General features: G+C 45.3%; 17 protein-coding genes. 4 read left to right on the forward strand and 13 right to left on the reverse strand.

The genetic code is table 11. The annotated features are described in order from the left end of the window. Position 1 precedes the first annotated feature (1 nt). From A596_RS11400 to yacG, 4 genes are read left to right on the forward strand one after another with little or no spacing between them, the layout of a single operon-like run. Complete coding sequence (locus tag A596_RS11400) at positions 2-1,285, forward strand: type II secretion system F family protein (RefSeq protein WP_039914825.1); 1,284 nt, start codon at positions 2-4, stop codon at positions 1,283-1,285. A gap of 2 nt (positions 1,286-1,287) precedes the next feature. Continuing rightward, positions 1,288-2,184, forward strand: a complete 897-nt coding sequence (locus A596_RS11405; RefSeq protein ID WP_052417444.1) for a prepilin peptidase — start codon at positions 1,288-1,290, stop codon at positions 2,182-2,184. A 2-nt stretch (positions 2,185-2,186) separates the two neighbouring features. Next, on the forward strand, positions 2,187-2,810 hold the full coding sequence (coaE, locus tag A596_RS11410) for a dephospho-CoA kinase (protein WP_039914831.1): 624 nt from the start codon (positions 2,187-2,189) through the stop codon (positions 2,808-2,810). 21 nt (positions 2,811-2,831) lie between these two features. Then, entirely contained in the window at positions 2,832-3,032 is a 201-nt protein-coding gene (gene yacG, locus A596_RS11415) for a DNA gyrase inhibitor YacG (RefSeq protein WP_039914834.1), read from the forward strand. A 144-nt stretch (positions 3,033-3,176) separates the two neighbouring features. Here yacG and A596_RS11420 read toward each other — a convergent pair whose 3' ends face one another. The 13 genes from A596_RS11420 to murD form a co-directional block, all read right to left on the reverse strand. Continuing rightward, positions 3,177-4,130: a Nudix family hydrolase gene (locus tag A596_RS11420; RefSeq protein WP_039914836.1), complete on the reverse strand. Its 954-nt coding sequence runs from the start codon at positions 4,128-4,130 to the stop codon at positions 3,177-3,179. Between the two features lie 13 nt (positions 4,131-4,143). Next, entirely contained in the window at positions 4,144-5,364 is a 1,221-nt protein-coding gene (gene argJ, locus A596_RS11425) for a bifunctional glutamate N-acetyltransferase/amino-acid acetyltransferase ArgJ (RefSeq protein ID WP_039914839.1), read from the reverse strand. A 57-nt stretch (positions 5,365-5,421) separates the two neighbouring features. Next, positions 5,422-8,160 carry a preprotein translocase subunit SecA gene (secA, locus tag A596_RS11430; RefSeq protein ID WP_039914841.1) on the reverse strand — a complete coding sequence of 913 codons (2,739 nt, stop codon included), beginning with the start codon at positions 8,158-8,160 and terminating at the stop codon, positions 5,422-5,424. A 156-nt stretch (positions 8,161-8,316) separates the two neighbouring features. After that, positions 8,317-9,243, reverse strand: a complete 927-nt coding sequence (locus tag A596_RS11435) for a M23 family metallopeptidase (RefSeq protein ID WP_039914843.1) — start codon at positions 9,241-9,243, stop codon at positions 8,317-8,319. A 310-nt stretch (positions 9,244-9,553) separates the two neighbouring features. Further along, entirely contained in the window at positions 9,554-10,465 is a 912-nt protein-coding gene (gene lpxC, locus A596_RS11440) for a UDP-3-O-acyl-N-acetylglucosamine deacetylase (protein ID WP_039914845.1), read from the reverse strand. Between the two features lie 188 nt (positions 10,466-10,653). Then, entirely contained in the window at positions 10,654-11,823 is a 1,170-nt protein-coding gene (gene ftsZ / locus A596_RS11445) for a cell division protein FtsZ (protein WP_039914847.1), read from the reverse strand. 106 nt (positions 11,824-11,929) lie between these two features. Further along, positions 11,930-13,177, reverse strand: a complete 1,248-nt coding sequence (gene ftsA / locus A596_RS11450; RefSeq protein WP_039914850.1) for a cell division protein FtsA — start codon at positions 13,175-13,177, stop codon at positions 11,930-11,932. A 59-nt stretch (positions 13,178-13,236) separates the two neighbouring features. Continuing rightward, a complete protein-coding gene (locus A596_RS11455; RefSeq protein WP_039914852.1) occupies positions 13,237-14,370 on the reverse strand; it encodes a cell division protein FtsQ/DivIB in 1,134 nt (377 codons plus the stop codon). Between the two features lie 6 nt (positions 14,371-14,376). Then, complete coding sequence (locus tag A596_RS11460; protein ID WP_039914855.1) at positions 14,377-15,348, reverse strand: D-alanine--D-alanine ligase; 972 nt, start codon at positions 15,346-15,348, stop codon at positions 14,377-14,379. 29 nt (positions 15,349-15,377) lie between these two features. Then, positions 15,378-16,766 (reverse strand): UDP-N-acetylmuramate--L-alanine ligase, encoded by a 1,389-nt coding sequence (gene murC, locus A596_RS11465; protein WP_052417490.1) that lies wholly within the window; start codon positions 16,764-16,766, stop codon positions 15,378-15,380. 40 nt (positions 16,767-16,806) lie between these two features. Beyond that, the gene (murG, locus tag A596_RS11470; protein WP_039914859.1) at positions 16,807-17,907 is read right to left on the reverse strand and encodes an undecaprenyldiphospho-muramoylpentapeptide beta-N-acetylglucosaminyltransferase; all 1,101 of its coding nucleotides are present in this window, start codon (positions 17,905-17,907) and stop codon (positions 16,807-16,809) included. Then, a complete protein-coding gene (ftsW, locus tag A596_RS11475) occupies positions 17,904-19,103 on the reverse strand; it encodes a putative lipid II flippase FtsW (protein ID WP_039914861.1) in 1,200 nt (399 codons plus the stop codon). The genes murG and ftsW overlap by 4 nt, the downstream gene beginning before the upstream one ends. Then, complete coding sequence (murD, locus tag A596_RS11480; protein WP_039914862.1) at positions 19,100-20,440, reverse strand: UDP-N-acetylmuramoyl-L-alanine--D-glutamate ligase; 1,341 nt, start codon at positions 20,438-20,440, stop codon at positions 19,100-19,102. The genes ftsW and murD overlap by 4 nt, the downstream gene beginning before the upstream one ends. Positions 20,441-20,476: the final 36 nt, after the last annotated feature.

The raw sequence follows: 20,476 nt of genomic DNA on the forward strand, positions 1-20,476 counted from the left end.
CATGGCATTAGCATCTACGACAAAATCAATCAGTGCAGCAGCCAAAGCCAAAACAGCCGCTGTCAAAGCCAAGCAAGTCCCAACCACCAACACTTATACCTATAAAGGTGTTGATAAAAGAGGAAACAAAATCCAGGGCGAAATTAATGGCGGCAGCCCGACGATTGTCAAAACACTTTTGGCAAAACAGGGCATTAGTGTTCGCTCCGTATCTAAAAAAGCCAAGCCGTTGTTTGGCTCAAGCGGCAAATCAATCAAGCCCGCAGATATCGCTATCTTTTCTCGCCAAATGGCCACCATGATGAAAGCCGGGGTACCGCTGGTGCAGGCATTTGATATCGTTGCTGACGGACTGGAAAACCCGAACTTAAAAAAACTGATTCTACAAATTCGCGATAGTGTGGCTGCCGGCGGTGGTTTTGCAAATTCACTCAGAGAACACCCTAAATATTTCGATGATTTGTTTTGCAACCTCGTAGATGCCGGTGAGCAATCCGGTGCCCTCGAAACCATGCTTGACCGTATTGCTACATATAAAGAAAAAACTGAAGCTTTAAAAGCAAAAATTAAAAAAGCGCTTACCTACCCAATAGCTGTAGTTATAGTTGCCATCATAGTCACAGGTATCTTGCTAGTAAAAGTGGTACCGCAGTTTGCAGAAACATTCGGTTCATTTGGTGCTGAGTTACCTGCATTTACGCTATTCGTATTGCACCTTTCTGAGCTTGCACAAGCATATTGGCTCTATATTTTAATAGGTATGGTAGCTACCGGATTCTGTTTTCGTGAAGCAGTTCGCCGCTCCCAAGCTTTTGCATACCTTGTCGATAAATACATACTTAAATTACCTATTATTGGCCAAATTATTTATCTTTCAATAATGGCGCGCTTTGCAAGAACACTAGCAACAACATTTGCTGCAGGTGTCCCCCTAATTGATGCCCTTACCTCTGTAGCAGGCGCTGCTGGCAATAGAATATATGCGAATGCAATTATTAAAGTTCGCGATGATGTATCTACAGGTATTCAACTCAATACAGCATTAAAAGCAAAGGCTATTTTCCCAACCTTACTTGTACAAATGTCAGCAATTGGAGAGGAATCGGGTGCATTGGACGCGATGTTAGATAAGGTTGCCGTGTATTATGAAGAGGCTGTAGATAATATGGTTGACAGCTTAACATCTTTACTTGAACCAATGATTATGTCTGTATTGGGAATTTTAGTTGGCGGGTTGATGATTGCCATGTACCTCCCCATTTTCCAACTTGGTCAGGTTGTATAAGCGTGACATTTTTTGAAGCACTGCAGGTTTATCCTGCTCTTGGTTTATTTAGCGCGCTCATTTTAGGTTTACTTGTTGGCAGTTTCCTGAATGTTGTCATTTACCGCCTCCCCAAAATGATGGAGCGCGACTGGCAAGAGCAGTGTAAAGAGTTTGCTTCTAACAATAACGATATTGCCGTTATATCCACTGAAAGCGCAGAACAGGAACCATTTAATTTAATGGTTCCGCGCTCTCGCTGCCCTCATTGTGGCCATCAGATTAGCGCATGGGAGAATATCCCGGTCATTAGCTATTTAATACTTGGTGGCAAATGTTCTGGCTGCAAAGCAAAAATTTCTGCGCGTTATCCAATTATTGAAATTGTTACTGGCCTACTCTCCGCAGCCGTCGTTTTTTATGTGGGATTTAATTGGAATGGATTAGCAGCGCTAGCGTTCACATGGTCGCTAATTGCATTGACCATGATCGATTTCGATACCTACCTGCTACCGGATGACATAACCTTACCACTACTGTGGCTTGGATTGATTGTTAACAGCCTGGGCGGCTTTACTGATTTATCCAGCGCATTATGGGGAGCGATTGCCGGTTATTTATCACTTTGGTCTGTTTATAAAGTATTTAAGTTATTGACCGGCAAGGAGGGCATGGGCTATGGCGATTTTAAATTGCTGGCAGCATTAGGCGCATGGATGGGTTGGCAAATGTTGCCGCAAATTATTCTATTATCATCCCTTGTCGGTGCGGTAATTGGTATCAGCCTGATCGTCATTCGCGGAAGGGATAAAAACATCCCCATTCCGTTTGGGCCTTATCTGGCAATCGCTGGTTGGATTGCATTTGTATGGGGCGATACAATTAACCAAACCTATTTAAAACTCTTTGTAAGCTATTAATTATGGCTAACAAAAAATTGATTGTAGGGCTTACCGGGGGTATCGGTAGCGGTAAGTCCGAAGTGTGCCGTCGCTTTATTGCAAAAGGTATTACTGTAGTTGATGCCGATATAGTTGCCCGCGAAGTCGTTGAACCTGGAACCCCCGCACTGGAACTAATCAGCGGACACTTTGGTGAAAACATACTGCTAACCACCGAGAACCAGAGGCGTGAATTAAATCGTGCAAGGTTACGCGAGATTATATTTTCTAACCCCAGCGAAAAGGACTGGCTGGAAAGAACGCTGCATCCCATTATCAATCAGCGAATCCGCGAACAATTAAAAAATGCCGCCGGCCCTTACGTGATTTTGGCATCACCTTTACTATTAGAAACCCGGCAATATCTTTTGGTGGATCGCATCCTGGTAATAGATGCAAGCGAACAATTGCAAATTGAGCGAGCAAGCCAGCGGGATTTTAGTAATGAAGCCCAGATCAAAGCTATTATGCAGACTCAGTTATCGCGCCAGGAGCGCTGCGCAAGAGCAAATGATATTATCCAAAACCATGGTTCATTGATTGAATTAGATGAGCAGGTAGGTAGCTTACATAAGCTGTATATGGAACTAGCCCAAAACAATTAGCTACGCAGAAATATTTGTCATATGTCAGAAGATAACACGCAAGAAATTAAACTAAATTGCCCAACTTGTCAGAAAATGGTTTTCTGGAATGATCAATTTCCTTTTCGCCCCTTTTGCAGTGACCGCTGCCGATTGATCGATTTGGGAGAATGGGCGAGTGAAAATCACCGTATTGCGGGGGATAATTTGGATATCAATTCAGAAGACGAATCTCAGCGTTAAACAAAATCAAGTTAACTTTAATCATTTATGGCTGCGGTCATTGTTAGGTGATTAACAAATCTCCCAGCTAACTACTATAAAGCTGAATACATTAAATCCTTAAATATAGATTTTGTATAAATTTAATCGTTAACTTTAGTCCTTTCACCACCAAGCACTTATACCTGCAACACCTTGCGCACCTGATAACTTGGCCTGAGATATATCATCGGCCGTTAATCCACCCAATGCATAAACCGGCACATTAGCCAACTCCACCAAAGATGCAAAAGTGTTCCACCCCATCGGCTCCGCATCAGGGTGTGACTGTGTATACTTTACTGGCGATAACAATAGATAATCGGCGCCTATTTGTTGGGCGCGAATGATTTCATTTTCATCATGGCATGATATTCCCAACAAATAATCAGTAGCGATTGGTCGCGAGGACATCGCAGCAGCCTCATGGCGATTCAAATGCAAACCAACGTTTGTATTAGGATATGATGAGGCAATTTGTTGAAATACGTCTACGGACGAATTAATTATCAAGTTTGCAGAAAATTTTTCGGATAGTTTTATCGCATTTGCCAGCAAAGGCTTATGCACAGAAAAGTTCAAATCACTGATACGCAACTGCACAAGCCCAACCCCTTGATCAAGTGCACGAGACAAACGACTGCAAAAGTCGTCTTCATCGATAAACTCGCCTGTGATCAAATATTTATCAGGAAGGGTTATCGCTTTGATAATGGGTTTATTTGCAGCAGGAAATTCAAATTTTTTTAACTCCCCAGGAGCAACCCAACATATTGGCTGCCCTTCTGCACCGCAAGGCTCGCCACTAAATAAGGTAACCTTATGGACATCCAGCAGCACAGATTTATCAGGATAATGATGGCGAATTTGAATGAGCGGTTCGCTTGCTATGACCTTGATAGCAAGCTCTTCCTGAAGCTCTCGTGTTAGAGCTTGATGAACATTTTCACCTGCATCAACCTTACCACCGGGGAATTCCCACAATCCGCCCTGATGGGCAGCTTGTGGGCGCTTGGCGATTAAAATTTTTTCGTCGGCGCCAACAATAACACCGACAGCAACATGGATTAGTTTAGTCACAGGAAAATATTAATCAGGAACGATAATCTGCATTAATACGGACATACTCGTAAGATAAATCTGTTGTCCATACTGTTTCGGAAAAATCACCGCGCCCCAAATAAATATTGATGGCAATCTCGGCCTGGTTCATGACTGCCTGGCCTTGCTCTTCCGTATAGGTTTTCGCTCGCCCACCATTTTCCACAATCAACGTTTCATTCAGATGTACACGTACTTTTGTAGCATCCAGATTTGGTACACCGGCATAACCTATCGCAGCAACAATGCGCCCCCAATTGGGATCAGAAGCAAATAGCGCGGTTTTAATCAGGGGCGAATGGGCAACAGCGTAAGCGACATCCAAACATTCATCACGATTCCCGCCACCACTAACAGCAACAGTGACAAATTTGGTTGCCCCCTCACCATCACTGACAATTGCTTTGGCAAGATGTACATGAGCAGCAATAATTACTTCCCGCAACCTAGCATATAACTCACTCGTGGTTTCGGTAATTTCTGGCAGATCAACCTGACCTGTTGCAATTAAAATACAGGAATCGTTAGTCGAGGTATCACCATCAATAGTGATGCGATTGAAAGATTTATCAGCAGCCTCACGCGCTAAATTTTGCAAAAGATCCCGGGAAATTTTTGCATCAGTAGCAATATAACCCAACATAGTTGCCATGTTAGGTTTGATCATTCCAGCCCCTTTGGAAATACCGTTTACGGTAATGATTTTTCCCTGATATTCAAATTGCTGGCTAAAACCTTTGGCGCGCGTATCTGTGGTCATAATACCTGCACCCGCATCATCCCAACCATCTTCATGGGCTTTTTGCAGAGCTTCAGGGATAACAGCCGTAATTTTCTGTACAGGTAATGGCTCACCAATTACCCCGGTAGAAAAAGGTAATACTTGCTCAGGTTTCACGCCGGACAATTGTGCAATTGCCGCGCAAGTTGCTTTTGCGTCCAACAGTCCCTGTTCACCAGTACAAGCATTGGCATTACCGGAATTAATCACCAAAAAACGAATTGGTGCCTGCTTCAAATGCTCTTTACACACTGTAACCGGGGCTGCACAGAATGCATTTTTAGTAAATACACCTGCAACATTGGAGCCTTCAGCAAGCTCAAATAAAACCACATCGCGGCGACCAACTTTTTTTATGCCTGCACTGACGGCTGTACATTTAACCCCTTTTACGGGATGCATTTGCGGAAAGGGATACTCGCCAACTGCCATATCTGTATTCTCAAAAATTTTACTAATTTCACCGTTCAATCAAAGCAAATGGGAATTTTATTCCAACTGACCGTGACAACTTTTGTATTTTTTTCCTGAACCACAAGGGCATGGATCATTGCGGCCAACCTTGCGGCCTTCACGCACAACAGGTGTTTGCGGACGCGGTGCAGAAGGCGTTTCATCTTCCGGCTCACCGAGTGCAGACAACTCATCGTGGCGCAATTGCATTTTTTGACGTGCCAATTCTTCACGGCGCTGGTTTTCCATCGCTTCCATTTGTTCACGTGAGATTGGCTCAACACGAGCCATCAAATGAATAGTTTCACTTTTCACTGTTCGCAACAGATTCTGGAACAACTCAAATGCTTCACGCTTGTATTCCTGTTTTGGGTTGCGTTGCGCATACGAGCGTAAATTAATTCCCTGGCGCAAATGATCCATAGTAGCCAAATGTTCTTTCCAGGCGTTATCGAGCACCTGCAACATGACTTGCTTTTCAATCTCCAAAAGAATGTCACCTACACGCTCACACTTGGCATCGTAAGCGCCCTGGATTTCAGCAAGAATTTTTTCGCGTAAAGGTTCTTCGTGCAAACGGGTATCTTCTTGCAGCCATTTGGCAATTGGAATGCTTAGACCAAAATCACTTTCAATTTGTTTTTCAAGGCCGGGAACATCCCATTGATCTTCAATCGATTGCGGTGGAATGAAATTGTTAATCATATCTTCGACAGCTTCAGCGCGAATCGCCGTGATAGTGTCGCGAATGGTTTCTGCATCCAACAGCTCATTGCGCTGATGATAAATAATTTGCCGCTGTTCATTAGCAACATCATCAAACTCAAGCAATTGTTTACGAATATCGAAGTTACGCCCCTCTACTTTGCGCTGGGCTTTTTCAATTGCATTGTTCACCATGCGATGCTCAATCGCTTCGCCTTTTTCCATACCAAGCGCTTGCATAAAGTTACGCACACGCTCAGATGCAAAAATACGCATCAAGTTATCTTCGAGTGATAAATAGAAACGAGTTAGACCCGGGTCACCCTGGCGACCGGCGCGACCACGTAACTGGTTATCGATGCGGCGCGACTCGTGGCGCTCGGTACCAATAATATGCAGGCCTCCTGCTGCCAATACAATTTCATGACGCTGCTTCCATTCGCTTTTGATTGCATCAATTTGTGCCTGAGTTGGGTTTTCCAATTTTTCAATATCAGATTCCCAACGCCCACCCAGCACAATATCTGTTCCACGACCAGCCATATTGGTTGCGATAGTCACTGCAGCCGGGCGGCCTGCCTGTGCAATAATTTCAGCTTCCTGTGCGTGAAACTTTGCGTTCAATACCTGATGTTTAATTCCGGCTTTGGTCAGGCGACGAGACATTTCTTCTGATGTTTCAATTGAAGCGGTACCAACCAAAATCGGGGCATTTTTTGCCTGGAATGTTTTTACATCTTCCACAATCGCCAGATATTTTTCTTCCAATGACAAAAACACTTTGTCATTCATATCGATACGCTGGATAGTTCTATTTGTAGGAATTACCACCACATCCAGGCCATAGATTTCACGGAATTCATAAGCTTCTGTATCTGCAGTACCCGTCATACCAGCGAGCGTTGGATATAAACGGAAATAATTTTGGAAAGTAGTAGAAGCAAGCGTTTGGCTTTCACTCTGGATTGCCACGCCTTCTTTTGCTTCAATCGCTTGATGCAATCCTTCAGACAAACGACGGCCAGGCATAGTACGGCCTGTGTGCTCATCAATTAATACTACCTGGCCTTCCTGCACGATATATTCAACGTTCAGGTGAAATAATGCATGCGCACGCAAAGCAGAATTAACGTGATGCAATAAGGTAAGGTTATTCGCTGCATACAAATTTTGATCTGGCGGCAGCATTCCGGATTGGATCAGCAAATCTTCAACTTTTTGGTGGCCATTTTCGGTCAGTTCAACCTGCCGGGATTTTTCATCTACTGTGAAATCACCAGGCTCGGTAATAACGCGGCGGTCGCCATCTTCACCATTATCAATTTGGCGTTTTAGCTTTAACACCAATTGATTCATACGTTTATAAGTCTCCGAGCTATTTTCGGTAGCACCGGAAATAATAAGCGGAGTACGTGCTTCATCAATTAAAATTGAGTCTACTTCGTCGACTACTGCGAAGTTCAGTGGACGCTGTACCTTATCGCGTTTGCTTAATGCCATATTATCGCGCAGGTAATCAAAGCCGTATTCATTGTTAGTGCCATAAGTCACATCAGCGGCATAGGCTTCGCGCTTTACGCTGGACGGTTGCATTGATTGAATAACACCAACACTCATCCCTAAAAATTCATACAGCGGTTTCATCCAGTTAGCGTCGCGGCTAGCCAGGTAGTCATTCACAGTTACAACGTGAACCCCTTTCCCAGCCAACGCATGCAGATAACTGGGCAATGTAGATACAAGCGTTTTACCCTCACCAGTTCGCATTTCTGCTATACGTCCTTCATGGAGGGTCATACCACCAATCAATTGCACATCAAAGTGGCGCATACCAAGAACACGATGGCCAGCTTCACGAACCGTGGCAAACGCCTCCGGCAAAAGCTGGTCCAGAGTCTCGCCTTTTTGGTAACGCTCGCGGAATTCCGCAGTTTTGGCTTTGAGTTGCTCGTCGCTGAGTTTTTGCATTTCAGGTTCAAGCGCATTAATACGCACAACAACTTTATTCATGCGCTTTAATTCGCGCTCATTTTTTGAACCAAAAACTGCCTTGATTAACTTACCGATCATTTTTTAATACCGTAATAATTCCAAAACTGAACACAATTTGCGCAGCACATACGAATCAAAATAATGCGAATGAGCCGTTATAAATGGCTGGCAAGTAAATAGGAAGGAGCTAACTAAAGCAAGATGAAATCAAGCCATTAGCGAGAAGAAAGGAAGTTAACGATTAGTGCGACGAATATAGGCAGCAGGATCTACAACTCGTCCATTTTTATAAACTTCAAAATGAACATGGGGAGCTGTTGATCGACCGGTAGATCCAGAAAGGGCAATCAATTGGCCCTTTTTTACAACATCACCGGCTTTAACAAGATTGGATTTATTGTGCGCATAGCGTGTAACCAAACCATCGCTATGTTTAATTTCTACCATGTTGCCATATTCAGGATGGCGACCAGACCAGTTAACAATCCCTGCAGCCACGCTGCTAACTTCACTGCCCTGGCGAGCCGTAAAATCCAGTCCCGCATGGAATTCTTTTTTTCCTGTAAAAGGATCAGTACGATAACCAAAACGGGATGAGATGAAAGAATTAGTGACTGGTGAACCGGAAACAGCAGTCTCTTCTGTAAGACTGCGCTTGGCTAACAATGCATCGATAGTATTAAGCTGTTGCTCCCTGCTATCGATTTGTTGGGATAACTGATCGACAGCAGCAAAAAAATCGGGTGTCGTATAAGTGGTATCTGGCGCTGCCTGAGAGGGGCCACCAAATGCAGGCACTTGGCTAAAATCAAACTCGCCTTGCTCCAGATTGGCTGCGGAGGTCAACTTTTCCCCTAAAGCATCAAGACGCATTAAACGCGCCTGGAGCTCACCCAGTTTACTGGTTAACGCAGCCAGTTGGGCTTCGGAAGTCTCGCGTTCTTGCTCAATTTCGGTTTCGCGGGCAGATAGGATATCTATCCATGCCTCGTCGGTGTTAAAAAAACCACCGCGCTCATCCGAAACCAACCAACTGTAACCCCAAGCTCCAACAAAGGTGGGTATCCCCAACAAACACACAGACAACAGCGCACGTGTCCACCCACCCAAGGTGAAACTGCGAGCCTGCGCATGGTCTTTGTTGACGATAATAATCTTCATTCAGAAATCTACTTTTTTATTAATCAAAATAATCCATACAACATTTGGATGCTGCGTGAAGTTTCCGTTAAAAAGTTCGACTCTCAGGTAACAGTCAATCCGGTTGAAACGCTCTCAAATTATTTAAAGACGATTTAAAACGTTTCAAAACAAGCAGTTACACAAATTTCACAAGGGAAATAAGGCTGTGCAGAGATTCCTTGCAAAGGGCACATAAGTGCGCGAGCCAGAAATATCGCACAGATAGGAAGGATTTAACAAGTAGAAATTTATCGCCCTGTTCACAGTTTAAACAGGGCAATAAATTTCATCAGGCGGCGGCTATAGGTTCAATATAGGTAATCGGGGATGATTGATTTTCCTCAAAAGTAACGATTTCCCATGCGTCTGGCTGCTCAAGCAAAAGACGCAATGCACGATTATTCAGTGAATGGCCCGATTTATGCGCCCGGTATTCGCACAATAAACTGTTGCCCAACATGTACAAATCACCAATAGCGTCCAATACCTTGTGCTTTACAAATTCATCCTCAAAACGCAAACCATCTTCGTTCAGGATTTTGTATTGGTCTACCACAATAGCATTGTCCATACTGCCGCCACGGGCCAACCCCTTGGAACGCAGGTATTCAATCTCGTGCATAAAGCCGAAAGTCCGCGCACGGCTGATATCAGTCACAAATGAAGAACTGGAAAAATCCAGCTCGGTCTGCGGCCGACGATCCTTAAATACCGGGTGGTCAAACTCGATAGAGAAAGACACCTTGAAACCATTGAAAGGAAGGAAAGTGGCAACTTTATCGCCATCTTTCAACGTCACCTCTTTCTTAATGCGAACAAACTTTTTAGGCGCATTTTGTTCCTGTACGCCGGCAGATTGAATCAGGAACACAAAGGGTCCGGCGCTGCCATCCATGATAGGAATTTCAGGTGCATTCAGTTCGACAATCGCATTATCTATCCCCAACCCGGCTAAAGCTGACATCAAATGCTCAACAGTAGAAACCCTGACATCATCTTTAATCAGGCAGGTAGAAAGTGTGGTTTCCCCTACATTTTTCGCAGTAGCCTTAATCTCCACCGGAGGATTTAAATCCACCCTGCGGAACACGATACCGCTATCAATCGGAGCAGGCTTAAGGGTTAACTGGATTTTATCGCCAGTATGCAGGCCAACACCTGTCGTACGTATCGAGTTTTTTAAGGTTCGCTGTTTAATCATTTCTTCACCCGCAGTGGTTTTATCCGCATCGATAAAAGCAGTTTAGAAACAAGCCATTAACTAATGCTGAATAAGGATTAGGAGTGCTATCAATCCTAAATTTACCCGGGCATGTTACCAATGGTGACAGGGATCAGCCAGTTAAAACCGGCAATACCTGTCATAGCCATTTGTTTAAAACCAACTAATTAATCCGCCTGACGACGCAGGAATGCCGGGATGTCCAGATATTCCAGTTCTTTCTCACCCAGTGGTGCAGCCAATGCGGCAGAACCTGCTGAATGAGCGTTAGCACGGAGTTGTGACGGACGCTCAACCACATATTCTGCAGCGCGACGGGTATTGTCGATAACTTTAGTTGGTGCAGGCTTAGTCTCTTTAACCGGAGTTGCTGCTTTGGCAGCTACACCCAAACCGGTAGCAACTACTGTGACTCGCAGTTCATTGGTCAGTTCAGGATCGATTACAGTACCAACAACCACTGTTGCATCACCTGATGCGAACTCTTCAATGATGCTACCTACTTCGGAGTATTCACCCAGGGACAAATCGATACCCGCCGTGATGTTCACCAGGATGCCACGCGCACCTTGCAGATTTACATCTTCCAGCAATGGACTGCGAATTGCAGCTTCAGCAGCTTCGCGCGCACGATTTTCACCGGTAGATTTACCAGTTCCCATCATTGCCATACCCATTTCAGACATTACTGTGCGTACGTCTGCAAAATCCACGTTAATCATACCCGGACGGATAATCAGGTCAGCAATACCCTGCACCGCGCCAAGCAATACGTTGTTAGCCGCTTTAAATGCATCCAGCAAACTCGTAGATTTCCCCAACACCGACAGCAATTTTTCGTTCGGAATGGTAATCAACGAATCAACGCGCTCACCCAACTCTTTGATGCCAGCATCAGCGATAGTCATACGCTTGCGGCCTTCAAAGGGGAACGGTTTGGTTACCACAGCAACGGTGAGGATTCCCAAATCGCGTGCGACTTCAGCGACTACCGGTGCAGCACCAGTTCCGGTACCACCACCCATACCTGCAGCGATAAAAACCATATCAGCACCACGCAATACTTCTGCGATGCGCTCACGATCTTCCATTGCCGCCTGGCGACCAATTTCCGGATTTGCACCGGCACCCAGGCCTTTAGTCATGGAATTACCCAGCTGCAATACTGTGCGGGCATCAATATCTTTCAATGCCTGCGAATCGGTGTTGGCGCAAATAAATTCAACGCCTTCGATTTTGCTGGCGATCATGTGTTTGACCGCATTACCGCCGCCGCCGCCCACACCGATAACTTTAATTACTGCATTTTGATGAATGCTATCAACGAGTTCAAACATGGCCACACCCCTTTGTTTCCTTTGATTCAATCTGTGATCGTGACAAATTGTTCCGATAAGACACAATTTGCGAAAATTTATTTTTCCAAGGATGCACTCGCATCACTTAGAAGTTGCTCTGAAACATTTTTTTGATTTTGCTAAAAATAGAACCCTGCGATTCTTTGGTGCTGTTAGCTGCACGACCACCACCGCTCCCCCCCTGGTGTTGCTTCATGGCATAAATCAACAAACCAACACCTGTCGAGTAAATCGGGTTATTCACTATGTCGGACAAACCGCGAATGTTTTGCGGGGCTCCCAAGCGCACCGGCATATGGAAAATTTCTTCTGCCAATTCAATAACACCTTCCATCTTGGAAGTACCGCCAGTCAGCACTATGCCGGCGGCAATCAAATCTTCATAACCGCTACGGCGCAATTCAGCTTGTACCAGGGTAAATAATTCGTCGTAACGCGGCTCGACAACTTCAGCCAATGCCTGACGGGATAAATCGCGCGGCTGACGATCGCCAACACTTGGTACTTTGATGGTTTCATCCGGGCTGGTCAGTTTCGCCAACGCACAGGCATATTTAATTTTAATTTCTTCCGCATTCGGCGTTGGGGTACGCAATGCCATTGCAATATCATTAGTGACCTGGTCACCTGCAATTGGAATTACACCGGTATGGCGAATTGCACCGTCTTTAAAAATAGCGATATCCGTAGTACCACCACCGATATCCACCACACATACACCTAATTCTTTTTCATCTTCAGTTAATACGGAATAGCTCGATGCAAGCTGCTCCAGAATGATGTCTTCTACTTCCAGGCCACAACGACGAATACATTTTTCGATATTTTGTGCTGCATTTACCGCGCAAGTTACCAAATGCACTTTGGCTTCAAGACGCACGCCGGACATACCTAATGGTTCTTTCACACCATCCTGGTCATCAATTAAAAATTCTTGCGGCAGAATGTGCAGTATTTTTTGGTCCGCCGGAATTGCCACTGCTTGTGCAGCATCAATTACCCGTTCCAGATCCTGCGAAAAAACTTCGCGATCGCGAATCGCCACAATACCGTGGGAGTTCAAACTACGAATGTGGCTGCCAGCAATACCGGCATAGACAGAGTGAATCTGGCAACCCGCCATCAACTCCGCTTCTTCAATTGCGCGTTGAATCGATAAAACGGTCGACTCAATATTTACCACCACACCTTTTTTCAAACCGTTTGAACGGTGAGAGCCAATACCAACAATCTCCAATTGGCCTTCAGGTGTAATAGCGCCAACGATAGCCACAACCTTGGATGTGCCTATATCCAGGCCTACAATCATTTTGTTGTCACTAGCGTTTGCCATTCAAAAAACCTCGTTTACCAGTTGTGAGCCAATTTCCGTGCAACTGGCATTTTTTTAACTTAATGAACTTGTGGATTAACCGTTGCTGCAGGAGCAGGAACACCAACTTGCAACGGACTTTTTATGTATTTTTTTGCCATCGCCGAGTCCGCTACCCAACGTACAGCGATGCCATTTGTATACCTGACATCGATTGCTTTTACATCCGACCAAACACTGCTCAAATGTGTATCGTATACAGTAACAAATCTACGTATTTTTTCCATAACTTGATCGCGTCCAATAGCGATTTCTACGTGATTTTTTACCGTTAATCGCCAGGATTTTTTGTTATCGCACTTTAATGCGAGAACATCCAATCCACGCGAGCGCAAAATCTGGGACAAATCCTGATATTGCTGCAAAATTTCAATCGCATCAGCTTCACTTCCTTGAAGCCATGGCAAACCGGAAAGTGGTCCCGCATTTTCCACACGAACAATTTCACCGCGCTGATTTAAAAATCCATCTCCCCAACGGGCAATCGGTTTTTGTTCAATAATTTTTACCACTAATGTGTCCGGCCAACGACGATTGAGTGTAACTTTTTCCACCCAGGGATCACTCAATAGCGCCGCTTTCAGCTCCATTAAATCCAGTTGCAAAAAATCGCCATTGATTTCATCGCCAATTAACTCAGTCGCACGCTGCTTGGAAATAAGATGAAACTCACCTTCCACAACGACACTTTTAATCGGGCGCTCAAACACTTTTGCAATCGGCCCGCTTGCCCAATAAATAGCAACTCCCAATCCGATCACCAAACATCCGACTGCAAAACGGCGATTCAACCAGGAAAAGTTCCAGGTAATACCCAACCTTTTCCCCGCGCGATAAGTATTTGGTTCTTCTGCACGACTTTTTCTTCCTTGTGGCGATGCTTTTGTATAGCCCCGCTCCCTTCTCGCCGCGGGTTCAGGTCGCGCGACCGGCATATCTCCCGCACTGTAACGGGGCGTCGGATTCTCCATTAATACATCGCGTTCCTCGCGAATTTCCGACTGCATTTTTTTTTCATTGCGCGAATCATTGGCTCTGCGACTTACGCTTTCCGTCACTACCGCACGCCGCCGTGGTTTCGGATTTTCATCCATTAGCGGATCTGCACCAATCCTTGGTTCAATACGCTCCCGATCCGGCTTGAAATCGCGCATGGAAAATTACACTTTCACCGTGAGGCTGGCGCGCAACACAGTCAGCACCAATTCTGCAAACGAAAGCCCTACCGCTTTTGCCGCCATCGGCACCAGACTATGGCTGGTCATGCCCGGTGCAGTATTTACTTCAAGCAGATAAAAATTTTGTTGCGCATCCGCCATCACATCCACGCGTCCCCATCCACGACACCCCAAAGCATTAAATGCATCAAGAGCAAGTTTTTTTAACGCTTGCTCTTTCTCGACAGATAGACCACAGGGACATAAATAACGCGTATCTTCCGCAATATATTTCGCGTCGTAATCATAAAAACTGTGATGCGTTTCGAGTTTAATCGGTGGCAATGCCTCGCCATCCAAAATCGCTACCGTGTATTCAGCTCCCACAATTAAACGCTCAACCAACACACTACCCTGAAATTGCGTAGCAGTATTAAATGCAGCTTCCAATTCTTCCGCGGTTTTTACGCGCGACATTCCTATACTGGAGCCTTCATTGGCAGGTTTAACCATGGCCTCACCGTTCAATTTGGTGAGCACTTCTGCAAAATCTGACCCATGGGTAAGCACTGCAAATTCGGGTGTTGGTAATTTAATGGCGCTATTCGCACTCAACCCGGTCCACAAATATTTAGTGCGGACTTTATCCATCGCCAATGCCGATGACTGAACATCACTTCCCGTATACGGAATATGCAAAAACTCCAACAATGCTTGAATGCGGCCATCTTCCCCGCCAGGACCGTGCAATATCAAAAAGGCACGATCAATCTTTGCCGCCTGGATATCGGCAATAACATTTTCACTTACATCAATTGCAATATGATCAATGCCCGCTTCCTGCAATGCAGCGATAACCGCCGCACCACTTTGCAAGGAAACCTCACGCTCGGCAGAAAGTCCGCCATAAAGTACGCCGACCCGGCCAATTTGTTGTTTTAATGCCGGATCAACCGGTAGTTTTACTGCTTGCATTTATTTACCTCTATGGCACCAGCCAATCATTAACGCAATTGTCGCTTTGCCAATTCCGGTGAAAGCACACCGACATTTCCTGCGCCCTGGGTAATTACGATGTCACCCGCGCGCACCAAATCTTTAATAATCGTGGGAACACCATCTACGGTTTCTACAAAAATGGGTTCGATTGCACCGCGTGCGCGAATACTGCGACACAAATGGCGACTATCTGCACCGGGGATGTGATCTTCACCAGCGCTGTAAACTTCTAACACCACTAACGCATCTACAGTGGAAAGCACCTCAACAAAATCTTCATAAAGATCACGTGTGCGAGTGAAGCGATGTGGTTGATAAATCATGACCAAACGACGCTCCGGCCAACCATCACGCACTGCTTTAATAACTGCTGCTACTTCACGCGGATGATGACCGTAGTCATCCACCAACATGGCATCGCCCTCGCCAATCGGGAAATTTCCATACACTTGAAAACGGCGACCAACGCCCTGGAAATTTTCCAGGCCTTGCTGGATTGCTTCGTCACTGATGCCTTCATCAGTTGCAACTGCAATCACTGCGGTTGCATTTAGCACGTTGTGAATTCCGGGAATATTAATGCGGATATGCAATGGCTTTTCGAAACCGGGACGAATCACATCAAATTCGGAATGCATCTTGTTTTGTTTGACATTGATCGCACGGAAATCGCAATGGTCACCAAAACCGTAGGTCAAAATCGGGCGCGCAACATCAGGAATAACATCGCGGATTACCGGATCTTCGCCACACAACACTGCCAAACCGTAAAATGGCAAATTGTGCAGAAATTCGATAAAGGTTTTCTTCAGTTTGGAAAAATCACCGCCATAGGTTTCCATATGGTCTGCATCGATATTGGTAACAATCGCAACCATCGGCTGCAAATGCAAAAACGAAGCATCGCTCTCATCAGCTTCAGCAACGAGATAACGGCTTGCGCCTAACTGTGCATTGGTGCCGGTACTGTTCACCAAACCGCCGATAATAAAAGTAGGATCAAGGTTTGCAGCAGCAAGAATCGATGCAAGTAAACTGGTAGTCGTGGTTTTACCATGCGTTCCTGCCACCGCAATACCGTGGCGATAGCGCATTAACTCACCCAACATTTCTGCGCGACGTACAATCGGGATACGCATTTCACGTGCGCCCAACATTTCCGGATTTTGCGCATTTACTGCACTGGAATTTACAACAACATCTGCGCCATACACATTTTCGGCAACATGGCCGATAAAAATACGCGCACCTTTATTTTTCAAACGCTCGGTAACACTGGATGCTTTAATATCCGAGCCTGAAATTTCATATCCCTGATTTAATAGCACCTCGGCGATGCCACTCATACCAGCACCGCCAATACCAATAAAATGAATACGGCGAATACGGCGCATTTCCGGTACACAAAACTGACCGTTGGATTTCTGCGTAGAATTATCCACGGACAACCTCCTCACAAATTTCTGCAACTTGCATGGCTGCTTTCGGCAGTGCAAGTTGCTGGGCTTTTTCCGCCATTGATAATAAATGTTGGCGATCAGCTAACTCAGTTGATAACAAGGCTGCCAATTTCGCAGCCGTTAATTCTTTTTGCACCAGCGAAACGCCTGCACCGACATCACTTAAATATTTCGCGTTGTAAGTCTGGTGATCATCAATTGCACTCGGCAATGGAATCAGAATAGAGGCAACACCCGTTGCCGTTAGTTCAGAGACAGTGAGCGCACCAGCGCGACAAATTACCAAATCGGCCCATGCATACGCGGCAGACATATCCTCAACAAATGCATCAACCTTGGCGTTCACTTGATGTTGCATATATAAAGCCGTAGTAGCATCTGCATGATTTTTGCCAGACTGGTGCCAAACTTGTGGACGCAACATGCCTGGCAATTGCGCAAGTGCTGCAGGCACTAACTCATTAATTGCTTTTGCCCCCAAGCTACCGCCCAATACCAGCAACCGCAGCGGAATATTTTTTTCGATGCGATCACCGTAGCGTGTTTTTGCATCTGCCAAATCATTAATCGTAGTACGCACCGGGTTGCCAACCACTTGCACTGATTTTTCCGGCACCGAATTAAATGCATCCGGAAATGCGGCCAACACTTTAGTAGCCACTTTCGCCAACAAACGATTGGTAGTTCCAGCAACAGCATTCTGCTCGTGGATTATTAATGGTTTGCCTAAAATCCTTGCAGCTATGCCGCCCGGGCCAGATGCAAATCCACCAAAGCCAACCACAACATCCGGATTCACTTTGCGAATTAATTGCAATGCCTGACCTAATGCATAGCTAATTAAAAACGGGGCTTTAAATAAACCTGTTACACCGCGCCCACGTACGCCTTCCACTTTAATGAGATGCAACGGAATATTTGCAGCGGGCACCAAACGCATTTCAATACCACGCGCTGTCCCCAACCAATGGATATTGTGACCACGCTTACGCAATTCATCCGCAACCGCTAATGCGGGAAACACATGCCCACCGGTACCACCAGCCATTATCAAAACAGTCAGAGGCTTATTCATGTTGTTGCCTCCACCAAACGGGTACGGGTAACTTTGGTTGCTTCGGGAACTTCCGGAACATAAACCGCTAATTCCCATTGCACACGCATAACAAATGCCATCAGCACACAGCACATTAATAAGCTGCTACCGCCATAACTGATAAATGGCAAGGTCAATCCTTTGGTGGGCAATAAACCGGAAGAAACACCCATGTTAATAAAAACCTGGAATGAAAAAAGTATGGCGATACCAAAGGTCGCTAATGCAGCAAACATTTTTCCGGCAGCCAGGTTTTGTTTAGCCAGTTTGAAAATACGCAAAATTAATGCCGTGAATAATCCCAACAACAACACAGCGCCCAGTAATCCAAACTCTTCCGCAATAATGGCGAAAATAAAGTCGGTATGGGCCTCCGGTAAAAAGAATAACTTTTGCAAACTATTTCCTAACCCTAAACCAAACCATTCACCGCGCCCAAAACCAATCAGCGATTGGGTGAGCTGGTAGCCAGTATTAAATTGATCTGCCCAAGGGTCCAGAAAAGTTATCAGTCGTTGCATACGGTAAGGCGATAAAATTGCCACCGAAGCCAAACCACCCACACCGATAACAATCAGAAGCAGGAAGTGCATCATGCGCACGCCGGCAATAAACATCATGGAAAATACGGTTGCACTCAACACAACCGAACTGCCGAAATCGGGCTCAAGCAATAACAGCCCCACAAATACACCAACGACCAGTAACGGTTTTAAAAATCCTTGCCATCCAAAATGCAATTCTTGATAACGACGGGCAAAAAAACTGGCGAAAAAAACAACTGCACAGAATTTTGCAATTTCAGACACCTGGATTGATATCACACCCAAGCTGAACCAACGCTGGCTCCCATTTACTTTTTTACCGATCCCCGGAATTAACACCACTACCAATAAAAATAAGGTGATCAACAAAAAGTGCCCGGAGTAACGCTGCCACACACTCATAGGCACAGAGACAACAAAAACAGCGAGCACCAATCCCATCAACATATATACTGCGTGGCGCTTGGCAAAAAACCAGGCATCGTCATAGGTAAGCGCAGCAAAAGACACTGACGCTGAGGCCACCATAATTAAACCAATCGACATAAGTGCAAACCACAGGCACAACAAAGGCCAGTCGATGCGCGCACTTAATGGCAATTGATTAAATGGAGTGGCCGCTTTGATCATGATGCATTTAGCTCCTGTACTGCCGCACGGAATTTCTCACCACGATCTTCGTAATTTTTAAACATATCGAAACTGGCGCAGGCAGGTGAAAGCAATACCGCATCACCAGGATTTGCCAACTCTAGCGATTTATTTACCGCATCTTGCATACTGCTGGCATGGTTAATTTTGGTTGCGCCGGTAACAGCCTGTTCAATAACAGGTGCATCGCGGCCAATCAAAATTACCTGGCTATTAATTGCATTTAATGCTGGCGCGAGCTCGGTGAAATCCTGGCCTTTACCTTCACCACCAAGAATTACAATGAGTTGTTGCGGGTCGCGCGCCAGCCCTTGAATCGCTGCCAGCGTGGAACCAATATTGGTTCCTTTGGAATCGTTATAAAATTCCACACCATTTTTGGTCGCAACAAATTCACAGCGATGTTTCAAACCTTTAAAACTCTTTAGCGCCGTTAACATCGGTTCCATAGGGATACCGGCTGCATCGCCAAGAGCCAACGCGGCCAGTGCATTATCTACATTATGACGGCCGCAAATTTTTAATTCACGCGACGGCATTAAAGGTGTCAGATTTTTTGCAAGATACTCTTCACCATTCTCTTCCATTAATCCGAAACTGCCGAAATCCGCATTGCCACCAAAATAAATTGGTTTTACCCCTGCCGCTAATGGTGGATGAGTCAGCACGTCTTTACGATTAACGACAATATGCTCCGCACCAAAATACACACGCAGTTTGGCAAGAATATAAGCACGCATATTCTCGTAACGATCCAGATGATCCGCACTGATATTTAAAATTGTCGCCACTTTGGCATTGAGTTTGGTAACGGTTTCTAACTGGAAACTGGAAAGTTCCATCACATACAGTTCAATGGAATCATCCAGCAATTCCAAAGCAGGAGTTCCGAGATTGCCACCGACAGCAACCTTAATACCCGCCGCTTTTGCCATTTCACCAACTAATGTAGTGACAGTACTTTTGGCATTGGAACCAGTAATTGCAACAATGGGTGCTTTGGCATAACGAACAAATAATTCGATATCACCTACCACCGGAATACCGGCATTTTTTGCTTGTTCGATAGCTGGTGTTGCAACCGCGACACCGGGGCTTACGATAATTTCATCACATGCCAATAACGTTTGGAAATCTAACTCACCACACTCAACAGTAACACCTGGAAACTCCTGCTGTACTCTTTCAAGATTCGGGGGATTAGTGCGGGTATCCAGTAACATAAATGCTTGTTTTTTTGCTACCAAAAAGCGCGCAACCGACAAGCCGGTGATACCGGTGCCGATTACTGCTTTTACTTTACTGGTAGCGATCATCTGTGACACAAATAAACTCTCTTTTAAATCAGTTAG

Origin of the sequence: Cellvibrio mixtus subsp. mixtus J3-8 (assembly GCF_000766945.1) — a bacterium.
GTDB lineage: Bacteria > Pseudomonadota > Gammaproteobacteria > Pseudomonadales > Cellvibrionaceae > Cellvibrio > Cellvibrio mixtus_A.